The sequence below is a fragment of the Psychrobacillus sp. OK028 genome (assembly GCF_900103605.1).
In the GTDB taxonomy this organism is placed as follows: domain Bacteria; phylum Bacillota; class Bacilli; order Bacillales_A; family Planococcaceae; genus Psychrobacillus.
Genome location: NZ_FNHY01000016.1, coordinates 1 through 20,403, shown reverse-complemented (window position 1 = coordinate 20,403; position 20,403 = coordinate 1). Strand labels below are relative to the sequence as shown.

The 20,403-nt window shown below is 36.7% G+C and carries 21 protein-coding genes; 5 read left to right on the top strand and 16 right to left on the bottom strand.

Annotated elements, in window-relative coordinates; translation table 11 throughout:
- The 6 genes from BLR36_RS18935 to hprK all read right to left on the bottom strand — a co-directional run.
- A partial coding sequence (locus tag BLR36_RS18935) for a hypothetical protein (RefSeq protein ID WP_217631745.1) occupies positions 1-185 on the bottom strand: 185 nt, incomplete at its 3' end.
- Between the two features lie 25 nt (positions 186-210).
- Positions 211-729, bottom strand: coding sequence for an acyltransferase (locus tag BLR36_RS18385; protein ID WP_093063196.1), 519 nt, complete (start codon positions 727-729; stop codon positions 211-213).
- Complete coding sequence (ppaX, locus tag BLR36_RS18380; protein ID WP_093063195.1) at positions 726-1,376, bottom strand: pyrophosphatase PpaX; 651 nt, start codon at positions 1,374-1,376, stop codon at positions 726-728. The genes BLR36_RS18385 and ppaX overlap by 4 nt, the downstream gene beginning before the upstream one ends.
- The gene (locus tag BLR36_RS18375) at positions 1,373-2,311 is read right to left on the bottom strand and encodes a nucleoside recognition domain-containing protein (RefSeq protein WP_093063194.1); all 939 of its coding nucleotides are present in this window, start codon (positions 2,309-2,311) and stop codon (positions 1,373-1,375) included. Before BLR36_RS18375 ends, ppaX begins: the two co-directional genes overlap by 4 nt.
- Before the next feature lie 15 nt (positions 2,312-2,326).
- A complete protein-coding gene (gene lgt / locus BLR36_RS18370) occupies positions 2,327-3,136 on the bottom strand; it encodes a prolipoprotein diacylglyceryl transferase (RefSeq protein WP_093063193.1) in 810 nt (269 codons plus the stop codon).
- Between the two features lie 23 nt (positions 3,137-3,159).
- Entirely contained in the window at positions 3,160-4,095 is a 936-nt protein-coding gene (gene hprK / locus BLR36_RS18365) for an HPr(Ser) kinase/phosphatase (RefSeq protein WP_093063192.1), read from the bottom strand.
- 122 nt (positions 4,096-4,217) lie between these two features.
- On the opposite strand from hprK, the gene BLR36_RS18360 reads away from it, so the two are divergent.
- Positions 4,218-4,769: an N-acetylmuramoyl-L-alanine amidase gene (locus BLR36_RS18360; RefSeq protein ID WP_093063191.1), complete on the top strand. Its 552-nt coding sequence runs from the start codon at positions 4,218-4,220 to the stop codon at positions 4,767-4,769.
- Between the two features lie 642 nt (positions 4,770-5,411).
- Here the strand turns inward: BLR36_RS18360 and BLR36_RS18355 are convergent.
- From BLR36_RS18355 to BLR36_RS18340, 4 genes are all read right to left on the bottom strand, one after another.
- Entirely contained in the window at positions 5,412-6,515 is a 1,104-nt protein-coding gene (locus BLR36_RS18355; RefSeq protein WP_093063190.1) for a DUF4097 family beta strand repeat-containing protein, read from the bottom strand.
- Positions 6,516-6,597: 82 nt separating this feature from the next.
- Positions 6,598-9,489, bottom strand: a complete 2,892-nt coding sequence (gene uvrA, locus BLR36_RS18350) for an excinuclease ABC subunit UvrA (protein ID WP_093063189.1) — start codon at positions 9,487-9,489, stop codon at positions 6,598-6,600.
- A gap of 6 nt (positions 9,490-9,495) precedes the next feature.
- The gene (uvrB, locus tag BLR36_RS18345) at positions 9,496-11,478 is read right to left on the bottom strand and encodes an excinuclease ABC subunit UvrB (protein WP_093063188.1); all 1,983 of its coding nucleotides are present in this window, start codon (positions 11,476-11,478) and stop codon (positions 9,496-9,498) included.
- Positions 11,479-11,702: 224 nt separating this feature from the next.
- On the bottom strand, positions 11,703-11,939 hold the full coding sequence (locus tag BLR36_RS18340) for an IDEAL domain-containing protein (protein WP_093063187.1): 237 nt from the start codon (positions 11,937-11,939) through the stop codon (positions 11,703-11,705).
- Positions 11,940-12,117: 178 nt separating this feature from the next.
- Here BLR36_RS18340 and BLR36_RS18335 point away from each other — a divergent pair, with 178 nt between their 5' ends.
- Positions 12,118-12,651, top strand: a complete 534-nt coding sequence (locus BLR36_RS18335) for a competence protein ComK (RefSeq protein WP_093063186.1) — start codon at positions 12,118-12,120, stop codon at positions 12,649-12,651.
- Positions 12,652-12,656: 5 nt separating this feature from the next.
- Here the strand turns inward: BLR36_RS18335 and BLR36_RS18330 are convergent, their stop codons facing one another.
- The gene (locus tag BLR36_RS18330; RefSeq protein ID WP_093063185.1) at positions 12,657-13,013 is read right to left on the bottom strand and encodes a YhjD family protein; all 357 of its coding nucleotides are present in this window, start codon (positions 13,011-13,013) and stop codon (positions 12,657-12,659) included.
- A 305-nt stretch (positions 13,014-13,318) separates the two neighbouring features.
- Entirely contained in the window at positions 13,319-14,548 is a 1,230-nt protein-coding gene (locus tag BLR36_RS18325; protein WP_093063184.1) for an EAL and HDOD domain-containing protein, read from the bottom strand.
- Positions 14,549-14,703: 155 nt separating this feature from the next.
- On the opposite strand from BLR36_RS18325, the gene BLR36_RS18320 reads away from it, so the two are divergent.
- A complete protein-coding gene (locus BLR36_RS18320; RefSeq protein ID WP_093063183.1) occupies positions 14,704-15,480 on the top strand; it encodes an enoyl-CoA hydratase-related protein in 777 nt (258 codons plus the stop codon).
- Between the two features lie 61 nt (positions 15,481-15,541).
- On the opposite strand, the gene BLR36_RS18315 is transcribed toward BLR36_RS18320, so the two are convergent.
- From BLR36_RS18315 to BLR36_RS18305, 3 genes are all read right to left on the bottom strand, one after another.
- On the bottom strand, positions 15,542-15,865 hold the full coding sequence (locus BLR36_RS18315) for a DUF378 domain-containing protein (RefSeq protein WP_093063182.1): 324 nt from the start codon (positions 15,863-15,865) through the stop codon (positions 15,542-15,544).
- 140 nt (positions 15,866-16,005) lie between these two features.
- Complete coding sequence (locus BLR36_RS18310; protein ID WP_093063181.1) at positions 16,006-16,887, bottom strand: DMT family transporter; 882 nt, start codon at positions 16,885-16,887, stop codon at positions 16,006-16,008.
- Positions 16,888-16,983: 96 nt separating this feature from the next.
- A complete protein-coding gene (locus BLR36_RS18305; protein WP_093063180.1) occupies positions 16,984-17,952 on the bottom strand; it encodes a DMT family transporter in 969 nt (322 codons plus the stop codon).
- A gap of 132 nt (positions 17,953-18,084) precedes the next feature.
- Between BLR36_RS18305 and BLR36_RS18300 the strand changes: the two genes are divergently transcribed.
- Positions 18,085-18,963: a LysR family transcriptional regulator gene (locus tag BLR36_RS18300; RefSeq protein ID WP_093063179.1), complete on the top strand. Its 879-nt coding sequence runs from the start codon at positions 18,085-18,087 to the stop codon at positions 18,961-18,963.
- Positions 18,964-19,012: 49 nt separating this feature from the next.
- On the opposite strand, the gene BLR36_RS18295 is transcribed toward BLR36_RS18300, so the two are convergent.
- A complete protein-coding gene (locus BLR36_RS18295) occupies positions 19,013-19,852 on the bottom strand; it encodes a DUF2268 domain-containing putative Zn-dependent protease (protein WP_093063178.1) in 840 nt (279 codons plus the stop codon).
- A gap of 147 nt (positions 19,853-19,999) precedes the next feature.
- Here BLR36_RS18295 and BLR36_RS18290 point away from each other — a divergent pair, with 147 nt between their 5' ends.
- Positions 20,000-20,254 carry a hypothetical protein gene (locus BLR36_RS18290; protein WP_093063177.1) on the top strand — a complete coding sequence of 85 codons (255 nt, stop codon included), beginning with the start codon at positions 20,000-20,002 and terminating at the stop codon, positions 20,252-20,254.
- Positions 20,255-20,403: the final 149 nt, after the last annotated feature.

The following is a 20,403-nucleotide window of genomic DNA, read 5'->3' as shown; positions in this document are numbered from 1 at the left end:
ATCCTGTTTTCACTATCCCAGCAAGCGTTAGCGCGGTAGTAAAAGAAAAAACATCGTGAATTAATATGTCTACTTTCTTTACAGAAGACCACTTTAGTTGGAATTTCTGCTTGTTTAGTTGGAATTATTCGCGCTTTAGTTGGAATTTCAACCGTGTTAGTTGGAATAGGGTATTTTTTCCACAAAAAAACTATTCTCCTTAGTTTTACACTAAGAAGAATAGCTTTTATTGCGTTCAATCATTTGTTCCTTCGTATAAATAACACGCATTGGATTTCCTCCAACAAAGCAGCCTTCTGGAACGTCTGCATTGACGAGTGTTGCTGCAGAAACAATAGCGTCATCACCAATCGTAACACCTGGCAGGATTGTCGTATTTGCACCGATCAAAACCCGATTACCAATAATGACATCGCCAATTCGGTATTCATCAATCAAATATTCATGCGCAAGAATCGTCGTGTTGTAACCAATAATAGAATTGTCTCCTACTTTTATCCGTTCGGGGAACATGACATCGACCATTACCATTAATGCAAAAGACGTTTCTTTTCCAACCTCCATTTTCAGAAAAGCACGATAAAAAAAGTTCTTCCAGCTTAAGAACGGCGAATATCTAGCTGCTTGAATAAAAATAAAGTTTTTTATCACTTTCCAAAATGGAACGGTATCATATACATGCCAAAGCGAGTTTGCCCCTTTTACAGGGTATCGTTCTGTTCTCCTCATGCACGCTGCCCTTTAGCTATTGAAAGTAGCTCACTCACATGATGAAGCATATAAGTGGGATTATAAGTAGCTAAAAATGCTTCTCCCTTAATCGACCAAGCTACTGCTGCTGTATCAACCCCAGCTCTTTGACCACCTACAATATCATGAAAGTTGTCGCCAATCATAAGAGCGTCTTCCTTATTAGCCCCGATTCTTTGAAGTGCTATTTGAACAGGCTCCGGATCAGGTTTTGTAAATGTAACATCCTCCAAGCCGACAATCGTATCAAATAGCGTTTCACATTCCATTAAATGGAGACCTCTTTCAATCATTTCTCTTCTCTTAGTAGAAACGATCGCCAGTTTATAGCCATCCTTCTTTAGTTGTCGCAACGTTTCAACGACACCATCGAATGGTGCAACCATCTGATCATGCCGCTCCAGGTTCCATTTACGATAGGAAGCGGTTAAAGTTTCCGTTAACGATGGGTCTATCCCGTTAAACGTTTCAAACAATGGTGGTCCTAAAAACGGCAGGACAGCTTCTCGATTATATTTCCCTGGAAATGTTTCGCCTAAGACGTGTAAAAAAGTTTCGATAATTAGTTCGTTCGTATTTAACAATGTTCCATCTAAATCAAAAAGTAGCGCTTTATAGTTTTTCATGGAACCACCACTTCCTTATGTTTACTTTGCTCTGCTTTCCTCCATACAAATGCAACTACTATTGTTAATACGAAAGCAGTTATTAACCTTATTATTAATAATGGCCAAACCGGGATTCCTAATGGTATGAAGATTAAAGTATCCTCGACTACTGCGTGACATGCCACTAAGAAAATAAAGACTAGTGTCGCATCCTTTTTACTTACTCCGTCCTCTTGTACCGCTTGAATCATTACACCCGCACCATAGGCAAGCCCAATGACAAGTCCAGCCACAAGCGTTAGGGAAGCATTCGGCTGAACTCCTATAACCTTTGTGAAAGGAGCAAGTTTCTCAGAAAATTTTTGCAAATAATTCCGATCCTTTAAAAACTGGATAATAATCATCAACGGAATGACGATTAACGCCAATTGTACAATGCCAAACGTAGCCTTTTGAAGACCAAGCATAACTATTTCTACCCAGCCATCAGGAACTTGCTGACTTACTTGAAGGGCACCATATTTCGCCACCTCTCCACCACCCTGCCATACAAGGTTTATGATGATAGCTGACATAATAGCCAAACCAAAGCGAACAACTAAGACAACCCATAACTTCACTCCAACACGAAGGGCCACTCCCGTTTCAATGAAGATATTATGAGAAAAAGAAAGCATCGTCGCTAAAATAAATACTTCCTTTACAGTCAATTCCAAAGATAGGATTCCAGCTATACCAGCATATAAATTCAATGCATTCCCCAGCACTAAAGGAATTGCAGCCTCTCCCCGAAGTCCTAATAGCCCCATAAATGGAGTAATTATATTTATAATCCAAGGAAGAACAGGTGTGTACTGCAATATGACTACGATTAGTGTAATCGGGAATATAACTTTGCTTAATGTCCATGTCGTTTTAAGACCAGCGAACATCCCATTTTTCAACGTCCCCATCTTATCCCAGCTTTCTTACTTATCTTGATAATGAACAACAGGTTTCACTGTCATTCTTCTGTAAACAAACAAAATAATAGCAATTACAATGGTCACAATTGAAACAACCTGCGCTGTCCGCAATTCTCCTATTAAGTAAAGACTATCCGTACGCATTCCCTCGATGAAAAACCGTCCGACTGAATACCATACAGCGTAAAATAGGACCATTTCTCCTCGACGCAAATTCACTTTTCGAAGTAATATTAAAATAATTACTCCCACAAAGTTCCAAATAGATTCATACAAAAACGTCGGGTGATAATATTTTCCATCTATATACATTTGCTCGATAATCCAATTAGGTAGCATTAAATTTTCTAAAAATGTTCTTGTTACTTCGCCACCATGCGCTTCTTGATTGATGAAATTTCCCCAACGCCCAATAGCCTGTCCAATTAGAATACTCGGTGCTACTATATCTGCAACTTTCCAAAAAGAAGAGCCGCGTTTTTTCGTAAATATGTAAGCCGTTATAAACGATCCTATCAATGCCCCATGAATCGCAATTCCGCCATTCCAAATTTCAATAATCTTGCCCGGATTTTGACTATAAAAATCCCATTTAAAAATAACGTAGTAAATACGAGCACTTACTATGGCAATTGGAACTGCCCAAATAAGTAAATCAGTTAAATAATCCGGATGAAACCCTCGCTTTACCATTTCTTTTTGTGCAACAACAAATGCTAATACTATACCGAGGGCAATAATAACTCCATACCAACGTACCGATATTGGTCCTAGAGAAAATGCAACCGGATCAATAATTTGTAATAAACTCATATGTAACTCCCTTCAAATATCTATTAATAATCTACTTCTGCATTTTGTTCTATTACATCATTTAAACGCTTAGCGAAATCTTCCGCTGCATTTACACCCATTTTTTTTAATCGATGGTTCATTGCAGCCACCTCTATTATTACTGCTATGTTTCGACCTGGTCGAACGGGAACTGTCAGCTTCGTAATTGCCGTATTAATTATTTCCATTTTCTCCTCTTCAAGACCTAGACGATCATAAGTCTTTTTCTCATCCCAAATCTCTAATTCGATGACAAGCGTAATACGTTTATAGCTTCGAATAGCACTTGCTCCGAATAATGTCATTATGTCGATAATACCAAGTCCGCGAATTTCTAAAAGATGCTCTATTAGCTTTGGTGCACTACCGACCAACGTTTCCTCACCCTCTTGCCTAATTTCCACACAATCATCTGCTACTAAACGATGACCTCTTTTCACTAGCTCCAGGGCCGTCTCACTTTTTCCGACTCCACTTTTCCCAGTGATTAGCACACCAACCCCATAAATATCTACTAATACACCATGTACGGCAGTAGAGGGTGCTAACCTACTTTCTAAAAAGTTCGTAAGCATACTTGAAAATCTGGTCGTAGGCAAGGTCGTCGTCAATACAGGAACTGAACTTTCATTGGAAGCTGCAATTAACTCCTCCGGTACTTCCATTCCGTGGGAAACAATAATGACCGGAGTATCCTGTGCACAAAGCTTCCTCATACGTTCACTTTTTTCTTTAGGTTGTAATAATTCAAAAAAAGAAATCTCTGTCTTACCTAAAAGCTGTATCCGATTAGAAGGATAATGTGTGAAATACCCTGCGATTTCAATTCCTGGTCTAGAAATATCACTCACGGAAATATGACGTCCTATGCCTTCTTCCCCACTTACTAATATGAGATTCATATGTTCTTTTATGTCCTTTGTCGTCACATGTGACATACCCCTAAACTCCCTTCGTACTGCAATTGTAAACCTATTATTTATTTTATCATGATTCTCCACCTAAATTGTATCCATTTACCTTTTCTTCTTCTATTTAAGAAAAGAAAGGAGGTTTTTCGATGAAAATTATGTTGGATGCAGGTCATGGTCCTAACACTATTGGAAAAAGAACAATAGATGGAAAAATGAAGGAGTTCGAGTTTAATGAGGTGGTTGCTCAACTTGTCACAAATGAACTTTCGACTTTTGGCATAACCGTTATGCATAGTCATGACAAAAAGAGAGATGTTCCTCTTAACGAGAGAACTAAAGTGGCTAATAATATGAGAGTAGATGCATTTATCTCAATCCATGCCAATGCATTTGGCACAACATGGAATAATGTTAGTGGAATCGAAACCTTTACTTATACCAAGCCTTCCGAGCAGTCAATTATTCTCGCATCACTTATACAAAACGCGCTATGCTCTATTACAGCAAGAACAAACCGTGGAGTAAAGAAGGCAGATTTTGCAGTTGTTCGGGACACAAAAATGCCAGCAGTATTAGTGGAGTGTGGATTCATGACAAATAAACAGGAAGCCATTTTGCTTCAGTCTAAAGATTACCGAATGCGCTGCGCGAAAGCCATCGCCTTTGCAATTCTTTGTTGGATAGAACATAAGCGTTAAACGGTAAAAAATCAAAAAGCATAATATAAGAAAAACCAGGCAAAAGACATGCCTGGTTGTTTAAAGCCAAGACTTGTTTCTATCGTTTTCGAAGGGCTTTGGACAGACGTTTTACTATAAGATTACCTATTGAATTTTTAGTGATATTGGTAATCTTATGGTGTTTGCCTGTACGTCGCCCTCCTACAACTCTTAGAAACAGGTAAGTGCATTTTTGGATAACTAGAGATAAGATACTTTCCTATTGATAGAGTAGGCTCACGAAGATGCAATTTCGTTCGCTTTTTCGCTTCTTTATATTGAAACCAACTTCTATTTCTCTTTATTTCCACTAGATATATGAAAATCTAGTATCTATATCATTCATTACATTCAACAGACCGTCTTTATCTACTCTTATCATCAAAGCAATATGCTGTGCCAGATTTACTCAGGGAGTACTTCACATTAATTGATTGTAGTGGAAGGCGGCGACTCTAGCGGGAATAGCACGAGCTGAAAGCCCCGCAGGAACGAAGTGACGAGGAGATTGAAGCCGTGCCTGCGGAAAGCGTCCGCCTGAAAAGGAAATCAATAGTATCATTGGTTTCTTACTCTTAATAATAAAAAGTGGAGGGGAAATATTATCCCACTCCACTTTACTTATTCGCCTTCTACTGTATAACGGACAACAACAGATCCTGTTTTTGCATCGCCATATACTCGCAAAGGTACAGCTTCTGAATCTACTATTTTCGTGAATCCTACTTTTTTGTTTAACAGCTGCTCCGATTGGTTTAAGTGCGTAACATCCGCCAATTGAACATCTATTTTACCAATTTGCGAAGTAGCTTCTCCTTTTATCGAAACGTCCTTAGGAATGTAAAGTTCGACTGTTCCAGCTACTGCTGTTCCTTCTATTTTACGTGCTTCTTTATCCTTAGTCGTCAAAATAACATGTCCACTAACCGAAGAACCTTCTATTTCTTTGAGCTTACCATCTACGTAAATACGACCGTTCATCGTTTCTACTTCAATCGTTTCGCCTTCAACGCGCTGGACTTGAACCGATCCATTAACCGTTTCAACATCAGCTCTTTCAAATTTCAATTCATCCAATTCTACTTTTCCATTTGTTGTTTTCACCTTAAAAGTGTTTGCCTCTAAATTCTTTGCGGAGAATTCCCCATTGAATAATCGAGCAGAAATATAATTATACGCTTTGTTTGGTACAAATAACGTTACTTGAACAGAAGTTGTTTTCAGCTCACTGTACACGCGTAATTTGTTTCCTTCTGTTGTGAATATAAACTCCTCATGGAAACGTGCCTTCGCTTCTTCCTCTGTAGAATTTTTAAAGGATTTCACTTTAACAGCAGCACGTACATGCTGTTCATCCGTAGACTGGATTTCAACTTTCCCATTAGCAATATTAATCGAGATATCAGTGAAGTTTGCATCCTCTTTGACGAATTGCTCTTCAAAGATAATTGGATCGCCAAATGGCATTTCAAAATCTTTCATCTTATCGACTGTGCCTTGCATAAACTGCATGAAGCGTTCACCCATTACGGTAAAATCGCGCTTCAAATCTTCCACAAAATCGGTATTATTGTTTGATGACTTTTTATATTCTTTCTCTTCAGGGACAAACGGTGTCGCAGGTGTTGTTTGTTTTCCAAGCTCTTCAAGTAATGCCAAAGCTTCTTGTGCAGTAATCGTGCCATTTTCAACCATATCTAAAATACGCTTACGTTCCTCTTGCATAGTGAAAGGCCTCCTCATGAATTTATACTATAAATCATTTTACTTACATTACTTTATACGAATGAAAAAACAAAAAGTTTCATTACGAAGTTGTTACAGGACTTTTTTTCTTTTTAGATGCTTTCGTTACAACTTCATCCATCCGTTGACGATCTCTTTCTAAAATGGTTTTCAAGTATTTCCCTGTATACGAAGCTTTCGATGCAACAATTTTCTCTGGAGTACCAACTGCAACAATTGTTCCACCTTTATCTCCACCTTCAGGTCCCAAATCAATCATATAATCTGCTGTTTTAATGACATCTAAATTATGCTCAATTACTAATACAGTATCTCCGTTATCTACTAAACGTTGAAGTACAATTAACAACCTTGCGATATCATCTACGTGCAAACCTGTAGTTGGTTCATCCAAAATGTAGAAAGACTTGCCATTCGAACGCTTGTGTAATTCAGAAGCCAGTTTTACTCGTTGTGCTTCACCACCAGACAGAGTAGTAGCTGGTTGTCCTAATTCCATATACCCTAACCCGACATCTACAATCGTTTTTATTTTTCGACTAATTTTCGGATGGTTTTCGAAAAAGGCCAAGCCGTCCTCCGCTGTCATTTTTAACACGTCCGCAATATTCTTCCCTTTGTATTGTACTTCCAATGTTTCACGATTATATCTTTTCCCATGACAGACTTCACATGGAACATATACATCAGGTAAGAAATGCATTTCTATTTTAAGGATTCCGTCTCCACGACATGCCTCGCAACGACCTCCTTTTACATTGAAACTAAATCTTCCTTTTTTATATCCTCTTACTTTTGCTTCATTTGTTGTTGCAAAAAGGTCTCGAATATCGTCAAACACACCAGTATAGGTTGCAGGGTTAGATCTTGGGGTACGACCGATTGGCGATTGGTCAATCTCAATTACTTTTTCCAACATTTCTATTCCTTCGACAGCCCTATTGCTACCTGGTTTTACTCTTGAACGATTTAGTTTCTGTGCTAATGATTTATATAATATTTCATTTACTAATGTACTTTTACCAGAACCTGAAACTCCTGTAACAGCGGTAAAAACTCCTAAAGGAATATCTACACTTACATTTTTTAAGTTATTTTCTGAAGCGCCTTTTATCTTGATAAATCGTCCATCTGGCTTTCTTCTTTCTGCTGGAAGTGGAATAAACTTTTGTCCACTTAAATATTGTCCTGTTAAAGACTTTTTATTTTTCATCACTTGTTCAGGTGTACCCGCAGCGATTATCTCACCACCATGCACTCCCGCACCAGGGCCAACATCTATCAAATAGTCCGCTGCCATCATTGTGTCTTCATCATGCTCTACAACTATTAATGTATTACCTATATCTCTCATGTTTTTTAACGTATCAATCAATCGATCATTATCCCGCTGATGTAGACCGATAGATGGTTCATCCAAAATGTATAGTACACCAGTTAATCTTGATCCGATTTGAGTAGCTAAACGAATTCGTTGCGCTTCCCCACCAGATAGTGTTCCTGATGCACGGTTTAATGTTAAATAATCAAGTCCTACATTCTCTAAAAAACCTAATCGTTCATGTATTTCTCGTAACACGAGACGAGCGATTTGCATATCTTTTTCTGATAATGTCAACTCATTAAAAAACTTATTTGCTTCCTCAATGGAATACTTTGTGATTTCCCCGATATGGAGCGAATTTATCTTCACTGCAAGTGTTTCTTCTTTTAGACGATAGCCCTTACAAGTTGGACAATCATGTTGCTCCATATATTTTTCCATTTGCTCACGAATATAATCAGATGACGTATCTTTAAATCTTCGCTCAATATTCGCAAGTACCCCTTCAAATGAAATGACACTATCGCGAACCTGACCAAATTCATTTTCATATCGGAAGCGAATTTTATCATTTCCTGATCCATACATTATTTTGTTCCATTGGTCTATCGGTAATTTTTCAACGGGAACATTCATTTTTATTTTGTAATGTTTACAAACAGCTTCAAGAAGCTTCGGATAATACTGAGAGCTTGTTGGCTGCCATGCGACAATAGCGCCCTCTGCTAGCGTGAGACTCTTATCAGGAACAACTAATTCTTCATCCACTTCTAGCTTTGTCCCAAGTCCATCACAATCCCCACATGCTCCAAATGGACTGTTGAATGAAAACATTCGTGGCTCTAATTCTCCGATAGAAAAGCCACATATTGGACAGGCATGATGCTCACTAAATAGAATTTCTTCATGCTCCATCACATCTATTAAAACTTTTCCATCTGCAATTCTCAGAGCTGACTCTAGAGAATCACTAAGCCTTGCAGCAACTCCTTCTTTCATTATTATTCGGTCGATAACAACCTCTATATTATGTTTTTTATTTTTGTCTAAATTGATATCATCATCTAAATCGATTAACTCACCATCGATACGTACACGAACGAAACCCTCTTTTTTCATCTCTTCCAAAAGTTTTACATGAGTTCCTTTACGACCTGAAACAACGGGTGCCAGCACTTGCATTTTTGTTTTTTCCGGAAATTCGCTCAAACGATCGACCATTTGTTCAACCGTTTGCGGCGAAATTTCGATTCCATGATTAGGACATATTGGCTTACCAACTCGCGCATACAATAAACGCATATAGTCATAGATTTCCGTCACAGTTGCTACAGTGGAACGTGGGTTTTTACTCGTCGTTTTTTGATCGATGGAAATAGCTGGTGATAGTCCTTCAATAACATCGACATCAGGCTTCTCCATTTGACCTAAAAATTGTCGGGCATATGCTGATAATGACTCAACATATCGGCGTTGTCCTTCCGCATAAATCGTATCAAAAGCCAATGAAGACTTACCTGAGCCAGAAAGTCCTGTCATTACAACTAGCTTATCTCTTGGAATTTTTAAACTTACATTTTTTAAATTATTTGCACGTGCTCCTTGAACTACAATTTCTTGATTTTTCAACAGATATCACCCTTCCAGCTTCAGTTCCAAAATTGCGTCTCGTAACTCTGCAGCTCGTTCAAAGTTAAGCGCTTTTGCTGCATCTTTCATTTCTTTTTCTAGATCTTCTAGAAGCTTTGCTTTTTCTTGAGTCGTCAATGGTTTGCCGCTTATTAAACGTTGTGCATACGTTTCTTCCTCTTCTGCAACATGAGACGCACGAATATTATCGCTTATTTTCTTTATAATGGTTTTTGGTGTAATTCCATGTTTTTCGTTATATTCCATCTGAATTGTTCTGCGACGCTGTGTTTCGTCAATCGCTTTTCGCATGGAGTCTGTCATTTTATCTGCATACATAATAACTTCCCCGTTGGAGTTGCGGGCTGCTCGACCAATCGTTTGTATTAAAGATCGTTCAGAACGTAAAAATCCTTCTTTGTCGGCATCTAAAATAGCTACTAGAGATACTTCTGGAATATCTAAACCTTCTCTTAATAAGTTAATTCCTATTAATACATCGTACGTACCTAATCGAAGTTCTCGAATTATTTCTGTTCGTTCCAGTGTTTTCACTTCTGAATGTAAGTACTGAACTTTTATCCCGATTTCTTTTAAGTAATCCGTTAAATCCTCGGACATTTTTTTCGTAAGTGTCGTTATCAATACTCGCTCATTTTTGGCAGATCTTTCATGAATTTCATTGATTAAATCATCTATTTGCCCTTCAATAGGCTTCACAGTGATGACTGGATCCAATAGTCCAGTTGGTCGGATAATTTGCTCCACCATTTCTGGTGTATGCTCAAGCTCATATGGTCCTGGAGTTGCTGAAACAAATATAGCCTGGTTTATATGTTTTTCATATTCATTGAAAGTTAAAGGACGATTGTCTAGTGCAGACGGCAAACGGAAACCATAATTTACGAGCACTGATTTTCTCGCTTGGTCTCCATTATACATTCCTCTTACCTGGGGTAATGAAACGTGACTTTCATCTACTACAAGTAAAAAGTCTTCTGGAAAATAGTCTAGTAATGTATAAGGCACTGCACCTGCTTCTCTTAATGTTAAATGCCTTGAGTAGTTTTCAATGCCGGAACAAAAGCCCATTTCTTCCATCATTTCTAAATCATATCTAGTACGTTGTTCCAATCGTTGGGCTTCTAAAAGCTTATCCTCACTTCTTAAATAAGCCAGCTGTTCCTCTAATTCTTTTTCAATATTTGCTAAAGCGAGTTTCATCTTCTCTTCCCGGGTAACGAAATGGGATGCCGGGAATATAGCAACATGATCTCGTTCTCCAAGAATTTCTCCTGTTAGCGCATTTACTTCTCGAATTCGATCAATCTCATCACCAAAAAATTCGACTCGAAGACATTTTTCATCACGTGAGGCAGGGAAAATTTCTACTACATCTCCACGAACACGGAACTTTCCACGTACGAAGTTCAAATCGTTTCTTTCATATTGAATGTCTACAAGTTTACGCAATAATTGATTACGATCAATCTCCATTCCCGTTCTTAATGATAGAACGAGCTCTTTATATTCCTCTGGATTACCTAGACCGTATATACAAGATACAGAAGCGATAATAATGACATCTTTTCGTTCAAACAAAGAAGAAGTTGCAGAATGTCGTAGCTTGTCTATTTCCTCATTTATACTTGAATCCTTTTCTATAAATGTATCGGTTGAGGGTACATATGCTTCTGGTTGAAAATAATCATAGTAGCTTACGAAGTACTCCACCGCATTGTTCGGGAAAAATTCTTTAAACTCGTTATATAATTGACCCGCTAGTGTTTTGTTATGTGCCATCACTAGTGTCGGTTTATTTATTTGTTGAATTACATTTGATATTGTATATGTTTTACCAGTACCAGTTGCACCTAGTAAAGTTTGAAACCTTTTTCCTTCATTAACACCTTTTACTAATTCTTTTATAGCCTCTATTTGATCTCCCGCTGGCTCATACGGAGCTTGCAAATCAAAAATTTGTTCCATACATAAGCCTCCCATTTTTTGAATAATTTCAGTTTAACATACTCTTTTTTTGATTCCTAATAAAACGAACATATGTTTTTTGTCATCTATAAAAAGCCACTTATACAAGTGACTCGGAAAGCTATTCCTATAATCTTTTAGTTGTTTCTTACGCTAACTATAGAAAAGAATTTCAAACGAAAAAAACCACTCTAAAAAAAGTGGTTTCTTTACTTAGGATTGTATTATTTTGGACTGTTAAGTTGATGAAGAGCAGCAGTATACTCCATAAATGCCGCCTTATCTTTTTGATCTAACGTCTCATCTATCAATGCTAAGAGACGGTTACTACTTTGTTCCCGGTGGACAATGTTCAAAAACATATCAAGATATATTTCGTTTAACAAATTTTCCGCAGAGCTTTCCTTCCCTGCCTGACCCATAGCTTTTAAGAAATCTGCGTATGAATATTGTTTGTCCATCTCCATCACCCCGATGCCTTTTTTCTATTATATAAAAGCCTCGAGATAGTTGCAATCATTTTAAGAAAATTTAGTCTATATAGTAAAAAGGGAATATTTTAAATATTCGTTACTTTCGCTTGCTTTACTTCCAATATTAACTATAATTGAGATATATAATACAAAGGGGTGGATTTTTATGTCGAATAAAGTAGAAGATAAATCTTTTTTCATTTCATTTGAGACCGCTGTACTTCAACCTATTGTAGTGAATAATACAATATTTACAAAGGTAACTAACTTTTCAGGGGAAACTCATATAATTAGTAAAAAGCCTTTTGATATTGTTCGACATTCTTGTTCTTTTTATGGCTCTTCTTTTCAGCATACTGTTCGATTATCGAGGGATGCAATTGGAAATTACTTCAAGTTACCTATTCTAATAGCGCATGACTTCGGAAATCCATGTATATTCATACCTATACTTTCTCCAAAATCGGATTTAAATATTTGGTTCTCTTTTAAGGCAATAGCTTCTTTTTATCCTTCGGATGATGGCTGTGTAGTCGTTCTAACAAATGGTCAAAAATTAACAGTTCCATCATCTCCACAGACAATAAGTCGACAAGTTGGATTTGCTAATATACTAAATATGCACTTACTAAAGCGGATGAGTTATCTGATGAATACTGGTTACATTACTAAAAAATTCCAAAAAGACACCCAGTACTAACGAAATTATTCTGCTACGGCCAAATAAATTGATAATAGTTCTTCGACTCTGTTGCGGAGCCGAACGTTTAGGTAACGACGATGTTCTTCATAACCTCCATGAAAAAATACATACTCAGTGAACATATCATCTCCTTCTCCACGAAGAACTTTCATACTGTGACGCCTCATATACATATGCGTCTGTTTCAATTCTTTCTGAACTTGCTTTCCTGCTACTTCTACTAAAATGAGATACGGACGCTTCAATTTAAATGGAGCCTTTTCAAAAATAGTTCGATCTTTTTCTAAAATAGTCAAAACCATTGGAAGATAAATCATGTTTTCAAAGTATGGAATTGCTTCTTCCGGTATTAATGGCATAACTACTCCTCCTTCTTTCTAAAAAAAAGAACGTTTGTTCTTATTTTAATTATACTCGCTCCATCGGAAAATGCAACAGGCAAAGTACTGGAATATAGAGGATAAAAAATATACTAACAAACTCAAAAACAAAATTGATTTCCGGTCCAGGAACGCTTTCAGTGCCCACAGAAAGCGTCCACCTGAAACGAAAATAAGAAGTGATATCGTTCATTCAATAACTTTGGTTTAACCTGAAATTTTTATATGCCTTCTGATCTTCAAAAAAAATAACAACTGCCATCTTGATAAAATGGCAGTTGTTATTAACCTACAATATCCATAGCCCAACTACGGGCTTCTAGATAAAATTTATTTAATGTAGCATGATCAATGCCGATAGCCTCTGAACCCGCAATAATATCATCCCATCTCACTTCATCACAAGCTATAGAAAGCTCCAAATAAGGAGTCATATCCGTATGTTTTCCAGAAAGCGTTTCTATAACCTCGTCCGTGAGCGGTAGTTCTTGAAGTAAATGATCCATCTTTTGATGAAGTAATGTGTCAATTAATGAAAACATTCCTACTAGCAAGTATTCAGGAGAGTTTTGTAAAAAATTTCTTTTAGCTAATAACTCACAAAACTTTGCACGGAACAGGGATGCTTCAACTATTGCCATTCCATCTCCATCATCGCTTACTTTCGACTCTCTTAGCATTAATACATATAACCAATGATTCAATTCTTCTAATCCCAACATGACTACCGCCTGTTTGATGGAACGAATTTTAGATTTTTTTCTAGCAGCTGGCGAATTAATGATTTTCAAAACTTTAAAGGATAGCGACACGTCACGCTCGATTTCCTCTGCTATTTGTTCAATAGTGGAAACCCGATTGCGTAGCAAGCTAATAATTCGAAAATATTGTGCCATATTAGCAGGAATGTCCGTCCCTTTAATAATTTCTGGTTTGGCAAAAAAGTATCCTTGGAATAATCCATATCCTGCCTCTTTTGCGAGATAGAAATCTTCACGTGTTTCTACTTTTTCCGCTAAAAGTACGATATGTGGATAATTTTTCTTCACAATTCTTTCGAAAACTTGTCTCTCAGAAGGTTTGCTCACAATAAAATCAATTTTGATAAAATTAACTAAGCTAAATAGCTCATCATATAGATTTACATTATTATGTAAAATAAAATCGTCTAGAGCAATTAAAAAACCTAATTTTTTTATATATTTAAGTTTTTCTATCAAAGACGGTGTGATTGGAATATTTTCTAAAATCTCCACAACGATGCGATTTGATGGAATCTTATTAAAGACAGTATCGTCCAATAAGTTTTCCGTGAAATTAATAAAACATAATTTTTCTCCCGCAAGGTTATTTATACCTATCGTCAAAAATGAATGTATTAACACTTCTAAAGTTGCCCTATCCCCATCTATGATAGGGAAAGCATTAGTATCACTATCCCGATACAATAATTCGTAAGCAAAAATATGCTCGTTATTGGTAAAAATAGGCTGTCTTGCCAAAAAAATTTCCATGCGAATTCCTCAATCCATAAATATTCATTAGTTCCATTGTAGCAAATCTTTCCAAGGAAATCGATATTATTTCTATTTATTACCTATGGATGACAGAAAACTTAGAACATGCTATGTTGATATTGGGGAGAAAGTAGTTGAAAGGGGAGAAAGTAATGGAATCTATCCGTTATACACAACAAGGGAATTTAGCATACGTCACGCTCAATAGACCAGAAGCATTAAATGCATTTAACTATGAAATGCTTCGTGAACTTGGAGATATCGCAGAATCTATTCGCATTAATCCAGATATTCGTGTAGTTATTTTCACTGGAGCAGGAGACAAGTCATTTAGCGTTGGTGCAGACTTAAAGGAACGTAAAACCTTAACTGATCAACAAGTGAAACGTAATATATTCAAAATTGGTGAGGTATTCACTGCAATTGAAAACCTGCCCCAGCCAACAATTGCAATGTTAAATGGCTATGCTTTTGGAGGCGGAACAGAATTAGCACTTGCCTGCGATTTTAGAATTGCTTCAGACGATATTCAACTCGGTTTAACGGAAACAAGTTTAGCAATAATCCCTGGTGCGGGTGGCACACAGCGATTACCTAGACTTATCGGAGAAACTAAAGCTTTAGAGCTAATTTTAACTGCGAAACGACTAAAAGCAGAAGAAGCATTGTCCTACGGATTAGTGACTAAGATAACATCGAGAGAAACGTTGCAAGAAGAGACAGAGGCATTTGCAGCTCTTATGCTTGCAAATGGACCTATCGCATTACAGCAAGCAAAATTTGCAGTAAAACAAGGGATGAATACAGACCTTCAGACAGGTCTTAGCATAGAAAGAAAAGCTTATGAAATCACTATACCAACAGAGGATCGTATAGAAGCATTAGTAGCCTTTGGAGAAAAAAGAAAGCCTGTATTCAAAGGAAAATAAGATGCCTCAATCAAAAAGGATAGATAAACTGTGGCTTTCTACAGTTATCTATCCTCTTTAGTTATTTCTTCAAATCCTCTTTTGAAGAAGCCTCTTTAATATCGGTAAATTCAGGCTCCTCCCCGAACTCAGTTCCATATTGAAGGTTTCGAGAACTTTGTCTGCTTGTTCCATACTCTTCCTCTTCCTCTTCATAATTCCTAAATAGAAGTGGAATGCAGATTAAGCCACTAATACCAACCAATGCATAGATCACCTTAGAAAATAGAGCAGTTTGCCCCCCGAAAATAGAAGCGACTAAGTCAAATTCGAAAAAGCCAATCAATCCCCAGTTAATTGCACCAATGATAACGAGGGCTAAGGCAAGCCGATGTATAAATCCCACTGATAAACTCCTCCTTCAATTATTGTATGAATGATAGCGACGATACGGGAGAACATATCGTAAACAACTAAGATTCGCTCTTATCTTTTGCAGAAAACAGCGATTCATACTAAATGAAAGGAAATTCCTTTTTAATGTAGTTAGGTCAGTGATTTTATTTTATCTTTTTTCATAAATTCCATTTTTGTTTCGGAAATAAGTATAGCTAAAAGTATTAGCAAGGCTCCGATAATCATTCTTCCTGTCATAATCTCACTCAAGATAATAACGGAGAATACCATGCCCCAAAAAGATTCAGTAGCTAAAATAATTGCTGCCTTTGTTTCTGTTATGTATTTTTGGGCTACTGTTTGCATTAAAAAGGCAATAGTTGTGGAGAAAATCCCTAAGTATAACAGATTTACCATGCCTTCTGTTTCCATAGAAAAGCTAGTCTCTCCTCTGAATAGCACAACTATACAACCAATTATTGCAGCTGTAACCATTTGTACTATCGTTAGCACAACAGGATCTTCTGTCTTAACAAACTTAGCAGTGTAAAAAATATGAAAAGCAAATCCTACGGCACAACCTAAGGTCAATAAATCCCCAACATTCACGTCGGACGATAATTTTAAAGATAACACTGCAATACCAATAATTGCGAGAACTGCACCAGTTAGTTCATACAGATCTATTTTTCTTTTGTATAATAAAAATCCTATAAACGGGACAATAACTACATTCACAGCCGTTAAAAAAGCATTTTTAGAAGGTGTAGTGAATTGTAAACCAACTGTTTGAAGAGCAAAGGCTAAGTATAAAAAAATCCCTAATACCGCCCCTTTTATGAGCGTGCTTTTCTTCAGTTTGTTGAGCTTTTTAAAAAAGATGAGACTTAAAATAACAGCACCTATTAAAAACCTTCCGGCTAATATCTGATAGGGCGAATAGTGATCTAATGCCACTGCGCTTGCTACAAACCCACTCCCCCAAATAATTGCTGTAAGGATTAATAATATTTCTCCAATATATTTGAACAATATTTCCACCAACCTTTTTTCACTAAAACTAGTATATCGCAAAAACTAAAAAAAAAGCATCTTCTTCTACAATTGTAGTAAAAGTCGCTTTTTCCGTTAGGAGGTACTTTCTTGTAAACTTTGTTTTACGCTGTGTCTTAACTTTCTCTTTTGAAGAAAACGTATAAAAATATTATTAGCAAGAAGGGAAAGAATGATAAAGCTTACTCCTATAATTTCATATGAAGTTATAGGAGTTCCTTGCACACTCGATATAACCAGTGTCGTCACAGGTACAAAATTAATAAATAATAACCCATTTAAAGGCGAAAGAATACTTACTCCAACATTCCATCCAACTAATGCAATAACACCAGGAAAAATAATCATGAACAATAGATGTGGACTAACTGTTTGAATCGTATCAAGAGTCGGTGCAGAAACGTACCCTATCATAGTTGCAATTGCTACGATGAATGCAGCAGAAATCGTACCGAGCAAACAAGTTAATGTCGAATATCGAAGGACAGACCATCCTCTAAATTTATCTCCTCCCATTGTATACACAACCCAGCCAATAACTGCGATTAAAATTAGTATCGAAGGAACAATATTATTTGTTGCCGAAAGAAAGGAACCAATGTCTCCTTTTGTAATAACAAGGATTGCTCCAACAAAAGAAACAAACACACAAAATAATGTAAAGGTATAAGGACGTCGTTTATAAAATAGCCAGACAATAACAATAGAAATCATTGGCATCAAGGATTCCATAATGGATGCAACCATAACACCTGGCTCCCCTAGTAAATCCTCTCCCCAAAAAATAAGTAAATTATAGACAGTAAATGCCATTGTTCCGAAAAACCATAACAGCGTTCCCTTACCCTCCATACGAAACGCCTTAATCCCTTCCTTCCATAGTAATAGGATAACCAAAATGATAGTTACTGCGCCATAACGGAAAATAGTAAAATAAAACGGATCCATATATGTAAAAGCATGATGCGCTACTGGAAACATCGCTCCCCATGACACACTTGCGATAAAGCATAAAAAAGCACCTAAAAAAATATTATTTTTCATAAATAAGTAATCTCCTTCTCGAGTCCCTTATTTATTAAACGCCATTCTTATCTATCATGTAAAATGATTATTTTTGATGTTATATATCATTTTTAGTGATATCATGAATGACAATGAAGGAGAGAATGTAAGATGGAATTAAAAGACTTAGAAATATTTCAACTTGTTGCACAAAAAGGCACCATTACAGAAGTCGCAAAAGAACTAAACTATGTTCAGTCTAATATTACTGCACGTATAAAAAAGCTAGAAGCAGAGCTGAACACGCCATTATTTAACCGTCATAATAGAGGGATGAGTTTAACTCCTGAAGGAAAAAAGCTATTAGTATATAGCGAGCAAATTTTATCACTCACCAATGAAGTCAAAAAAGTGGTTCAAAATAAAGATGAGCCATCCGGAAAATTAGAAATTGGAACAGTCGAGACGGTAATACAATTACCGAGCATTTTATCTACTTTTACTAAAAAGTATAAGGAAGTGGACTTATCTCTTTTCTCAGGGGTAACAGAAAAGCTGCAGGAGGAAGTTTTAAATCATCGTTTAGATGGAGCTTTTGTCACACAAACTACTTCTCACCCAGAGCTTACCTCACATGAAGTATTTCAAGAGGAGCTCGTCTTAATATCCAATAAAAACACTACATCTCTGGAACAGCTGGAAAATGAACCCTTTTTATGCTTTAGTAAAGGCTGTGGATATAGAGCAAGATTAGAAGCTTGGTATAAAGATGAAAATATAACTCCTAAAAAGGTGATGGAATTCGGTACGCTAGAAACTATTTTAAGTAGTGTCATAGCAGGCTTAGGTATCACCTTTATTCCCAAATCAGCAGTTTCACATTTAGAAGCTCGAGGGCTTATCCAATGTCATTTATTGCCGACCAAATACAGTGAAATAAAAACAGTATTTATACGACGTTCGAATACATATTTAACTACGACAGTAGAAAGATTTATCGAAACAATTGAATCGAGTAAAAAAGAAGCCTCTGAGTTACTGTTATTTTAAATAGAAGCGTCATCTATTAGAAATCTAAAGATGACGCTTCTATATGCCGTTATATAACAAAATCAGAGCCTGCTATTATTTCAGAGGAAGTCTTTAGAAGTAGCTCCTTCATAACAAAAGGACCACGTTTTTTAAAATATGAATCCACAATCTGATAACCAATATGATATCCTATCCACTTTGGAAACGGTCTGTTATTGTTACCAAATAAATAGAGTTGATGATTTTGGACCCCCTTTATGTGTAAGGCAGAAACAAAATACCTCCGCCAAATTTCATTCACCTCATCCGAACGATACATATTCACCCATGGCGCTAACAACTTTTTACCATACAATTGTTTTACCGCAAACTCACCTAGACCTTCTACAATAAGTGAATCTACTAAAGAAATAGTTGCTGTAGGAGAATTTAGAAATTGTAATCGACATACATGATTATACTCATGTGCCAATAGTGCCTTAATCTCTTCTTTCGTTAAATCAGGAGATACGAAAAGAAATAGCACTCTTTTATAGGCAATGCCATTTTTGCGCAGAACATCCTTTTTCCCCTGCGTTCTAACCTTTTTTATCGGGAAAATATAGATAGAAACCTTCGGACCATTCCACAATTCTCGCAAATAGTTATATTCCTGCTTCACAATATCCCAAACACTTTTGCGCTCTAATCTTCGCAAGATTTTTTTAACTGACTTCCATTCAGTAGGTTCAAATAAACCATGCTTTAAAAGTTCATATTGGATGACTTCGGAATTTACCTCTGGAAAAAACTTCATCACTGGATGACAAATAATCTCTCGCTGTAAAGTCTCTACCCCTCTCCCCTCTTGTTTTTCGCATTTTTCTGCAAATGTAAAAAGCATATTTCTCGTTTCTTTGACAGACATGAATTCTCTCCTTTTCCGTCTTATAGCATATGTATTTATTTTTTTTTAGCCACAGAGGTGTAGACAAGTGTCTCGTGCACGTCCTCATTAACAACATAAACTAATAGAACATACTTGTATGTAATTTTATGGAAGGGGGGACGAAAGATGAATCAAAATCAGATATATAATCTCTGCTGTAGATACCATGGAAAAAGGGTAAGAATTGTAGATAGAGATGGCCGAGTACATTTTGGGGAAGTTACAAGAGTGAATAGAAATATGGTTTGGATCCGACCTGATGCGAATCTAGGTGGATATGGTCTTGGATTTTTAGGTTTTGGAACTGGCTTTGGCATTGGTTTCGGTATAGCGATAGGTGCAATTGTCGGTATTACACTAGCTACCGCATTTTTCTGGTAAAAAAAGAGAGGGTGCAGCCTCTCTTTCTAATATTTGATGAGATTCCAACAAGAATGGTCTTCTGTAAAGAAAGTAGACATATTAATTCACGATGTTTTTTCTTTTACTACCGCGCTAACGCTTGCTGGGATAGTGAAAACAGGATAGGT

Excerpts from the sequence above, each read along its gene's own strand:
- BLR36_RS18300 (WP_093063179.1), top strand. The coding sequence starts at position 18,085 with ATGGAATTAAAAGACTTAGAAATATTTCAACTTGTTGCACAAAAAGGC.
- BLR36_RS18385 (WP_093063196.1), bottom strand. The coding sequence starts at position 729 with ATGAGGAGAACAGAACGATACCCTGTAAAAGGGGCAAACTCGCTTTGG.
- BLR36_RS18330 (WP_093063185.1), bottom strand. The coding sequence starts at position 13,013 with ATGCCATTAATACCGGAAGAAGCAATTCCATACTTTGAAAACATGATT.
- lgt (WP_093063193.1), bottom strand. The coding sequence starts at position 3,136 with ATGAGTTTATTACAAATTATTGATCCGGTTGCATTTTCTCTAGGACCA.
- hprK (WP_093063192.1), bottom strand. The coding sequence starts at position 4,095 with ATGTCACATGTGACGACAAAGGACATAAAAGAACATATGAATCTCATA.
- uvrB (WP_093063188.1), bottom strand. The coding sequence starts at position 11,478 with ATGGAACAAATTTTTGATTTGCAAGCTCCGTATGAGCCAGCGGGAGAT.
- BLR36_RS18290 (WP_093063177.1), top strand. The coding sequence starts at position 20,000 with ATGAATCAAAATCAGATATATAATCTCTGCTGTAGATACCATGGAAAA.
- BLR36_RS18305 (WP_093063180.1), bottom strand. The coding sequence starts at position 17,952 with ATGAAAAATAATATTTTTTTAGGTGCTTTTTTATGCTTTATCGCAAGT.
- BLR36_RS18320 (WP_093063183.1), top strand. The coding sequence starts at position 14,704 with ATGGAATCTATCCGTTATACACAACAAGGGAATTTAGCATACGTCACG.
- ppaX (WP_093063195.1), bottom strand. The coding sequence starts at position 1,376 with ATGAAAAACTATAAAGCGCTACTTTTTGATTTAGATGGAACATTGTTA.
- BLR36_RS18355 (WP_093063190.1), bottom strand. The coding sequence starts at position 6,515 with ATGCAAGAGGAACGTAAGCGTATTTTAGATATGGTTGAAAATGGCACG.
- BLR36_RS18360 (WP_093063191.1), top strand. The coding sequence starts at position 4,218 with ATGAAAATTATGTTGGATGCAGGTCATGGTCCTAACACTATTGGAAAA.
- BLR36_RS18375 (WP_093063194.1), bottom strand. The coding sequence starts at position 2,311 with ATGGGGACGTTGAAAAATGGGATGTTCGCTGGTCTTAAAACGACATGG.
- BLR36_RS18325 (WP_093063184.1), bottom strand. The coding sequence starts at position 14,548 with ATGGAAATTTTTTTGGCAAGACAGCCTATTTTTACCAATAACGAGCAT.
- BLR36_RS18340 (WP_093063187.1), bottom strand. The coding sequence starts at position 11,939 with ATGGACAAACAATATTCATACGCAGATTTCTTAAAAGCTATGGGTCAG.
- BLR36_RS18295 (WP_093063178.1), bottom strand. The coding sequence starts at position 19,852 with ATGTCTGTCAAAGAAACGAGAAATATGCTTTTTACATTTGCAGAAAAA.
- BLR36_RS18335 (WP_093063186.1), top strand. The coding sequence starts at position 12,118 with ATGTCGAATAAAGTAGAAGATAAATCTTTTTTCATTTCATTTGAGACC.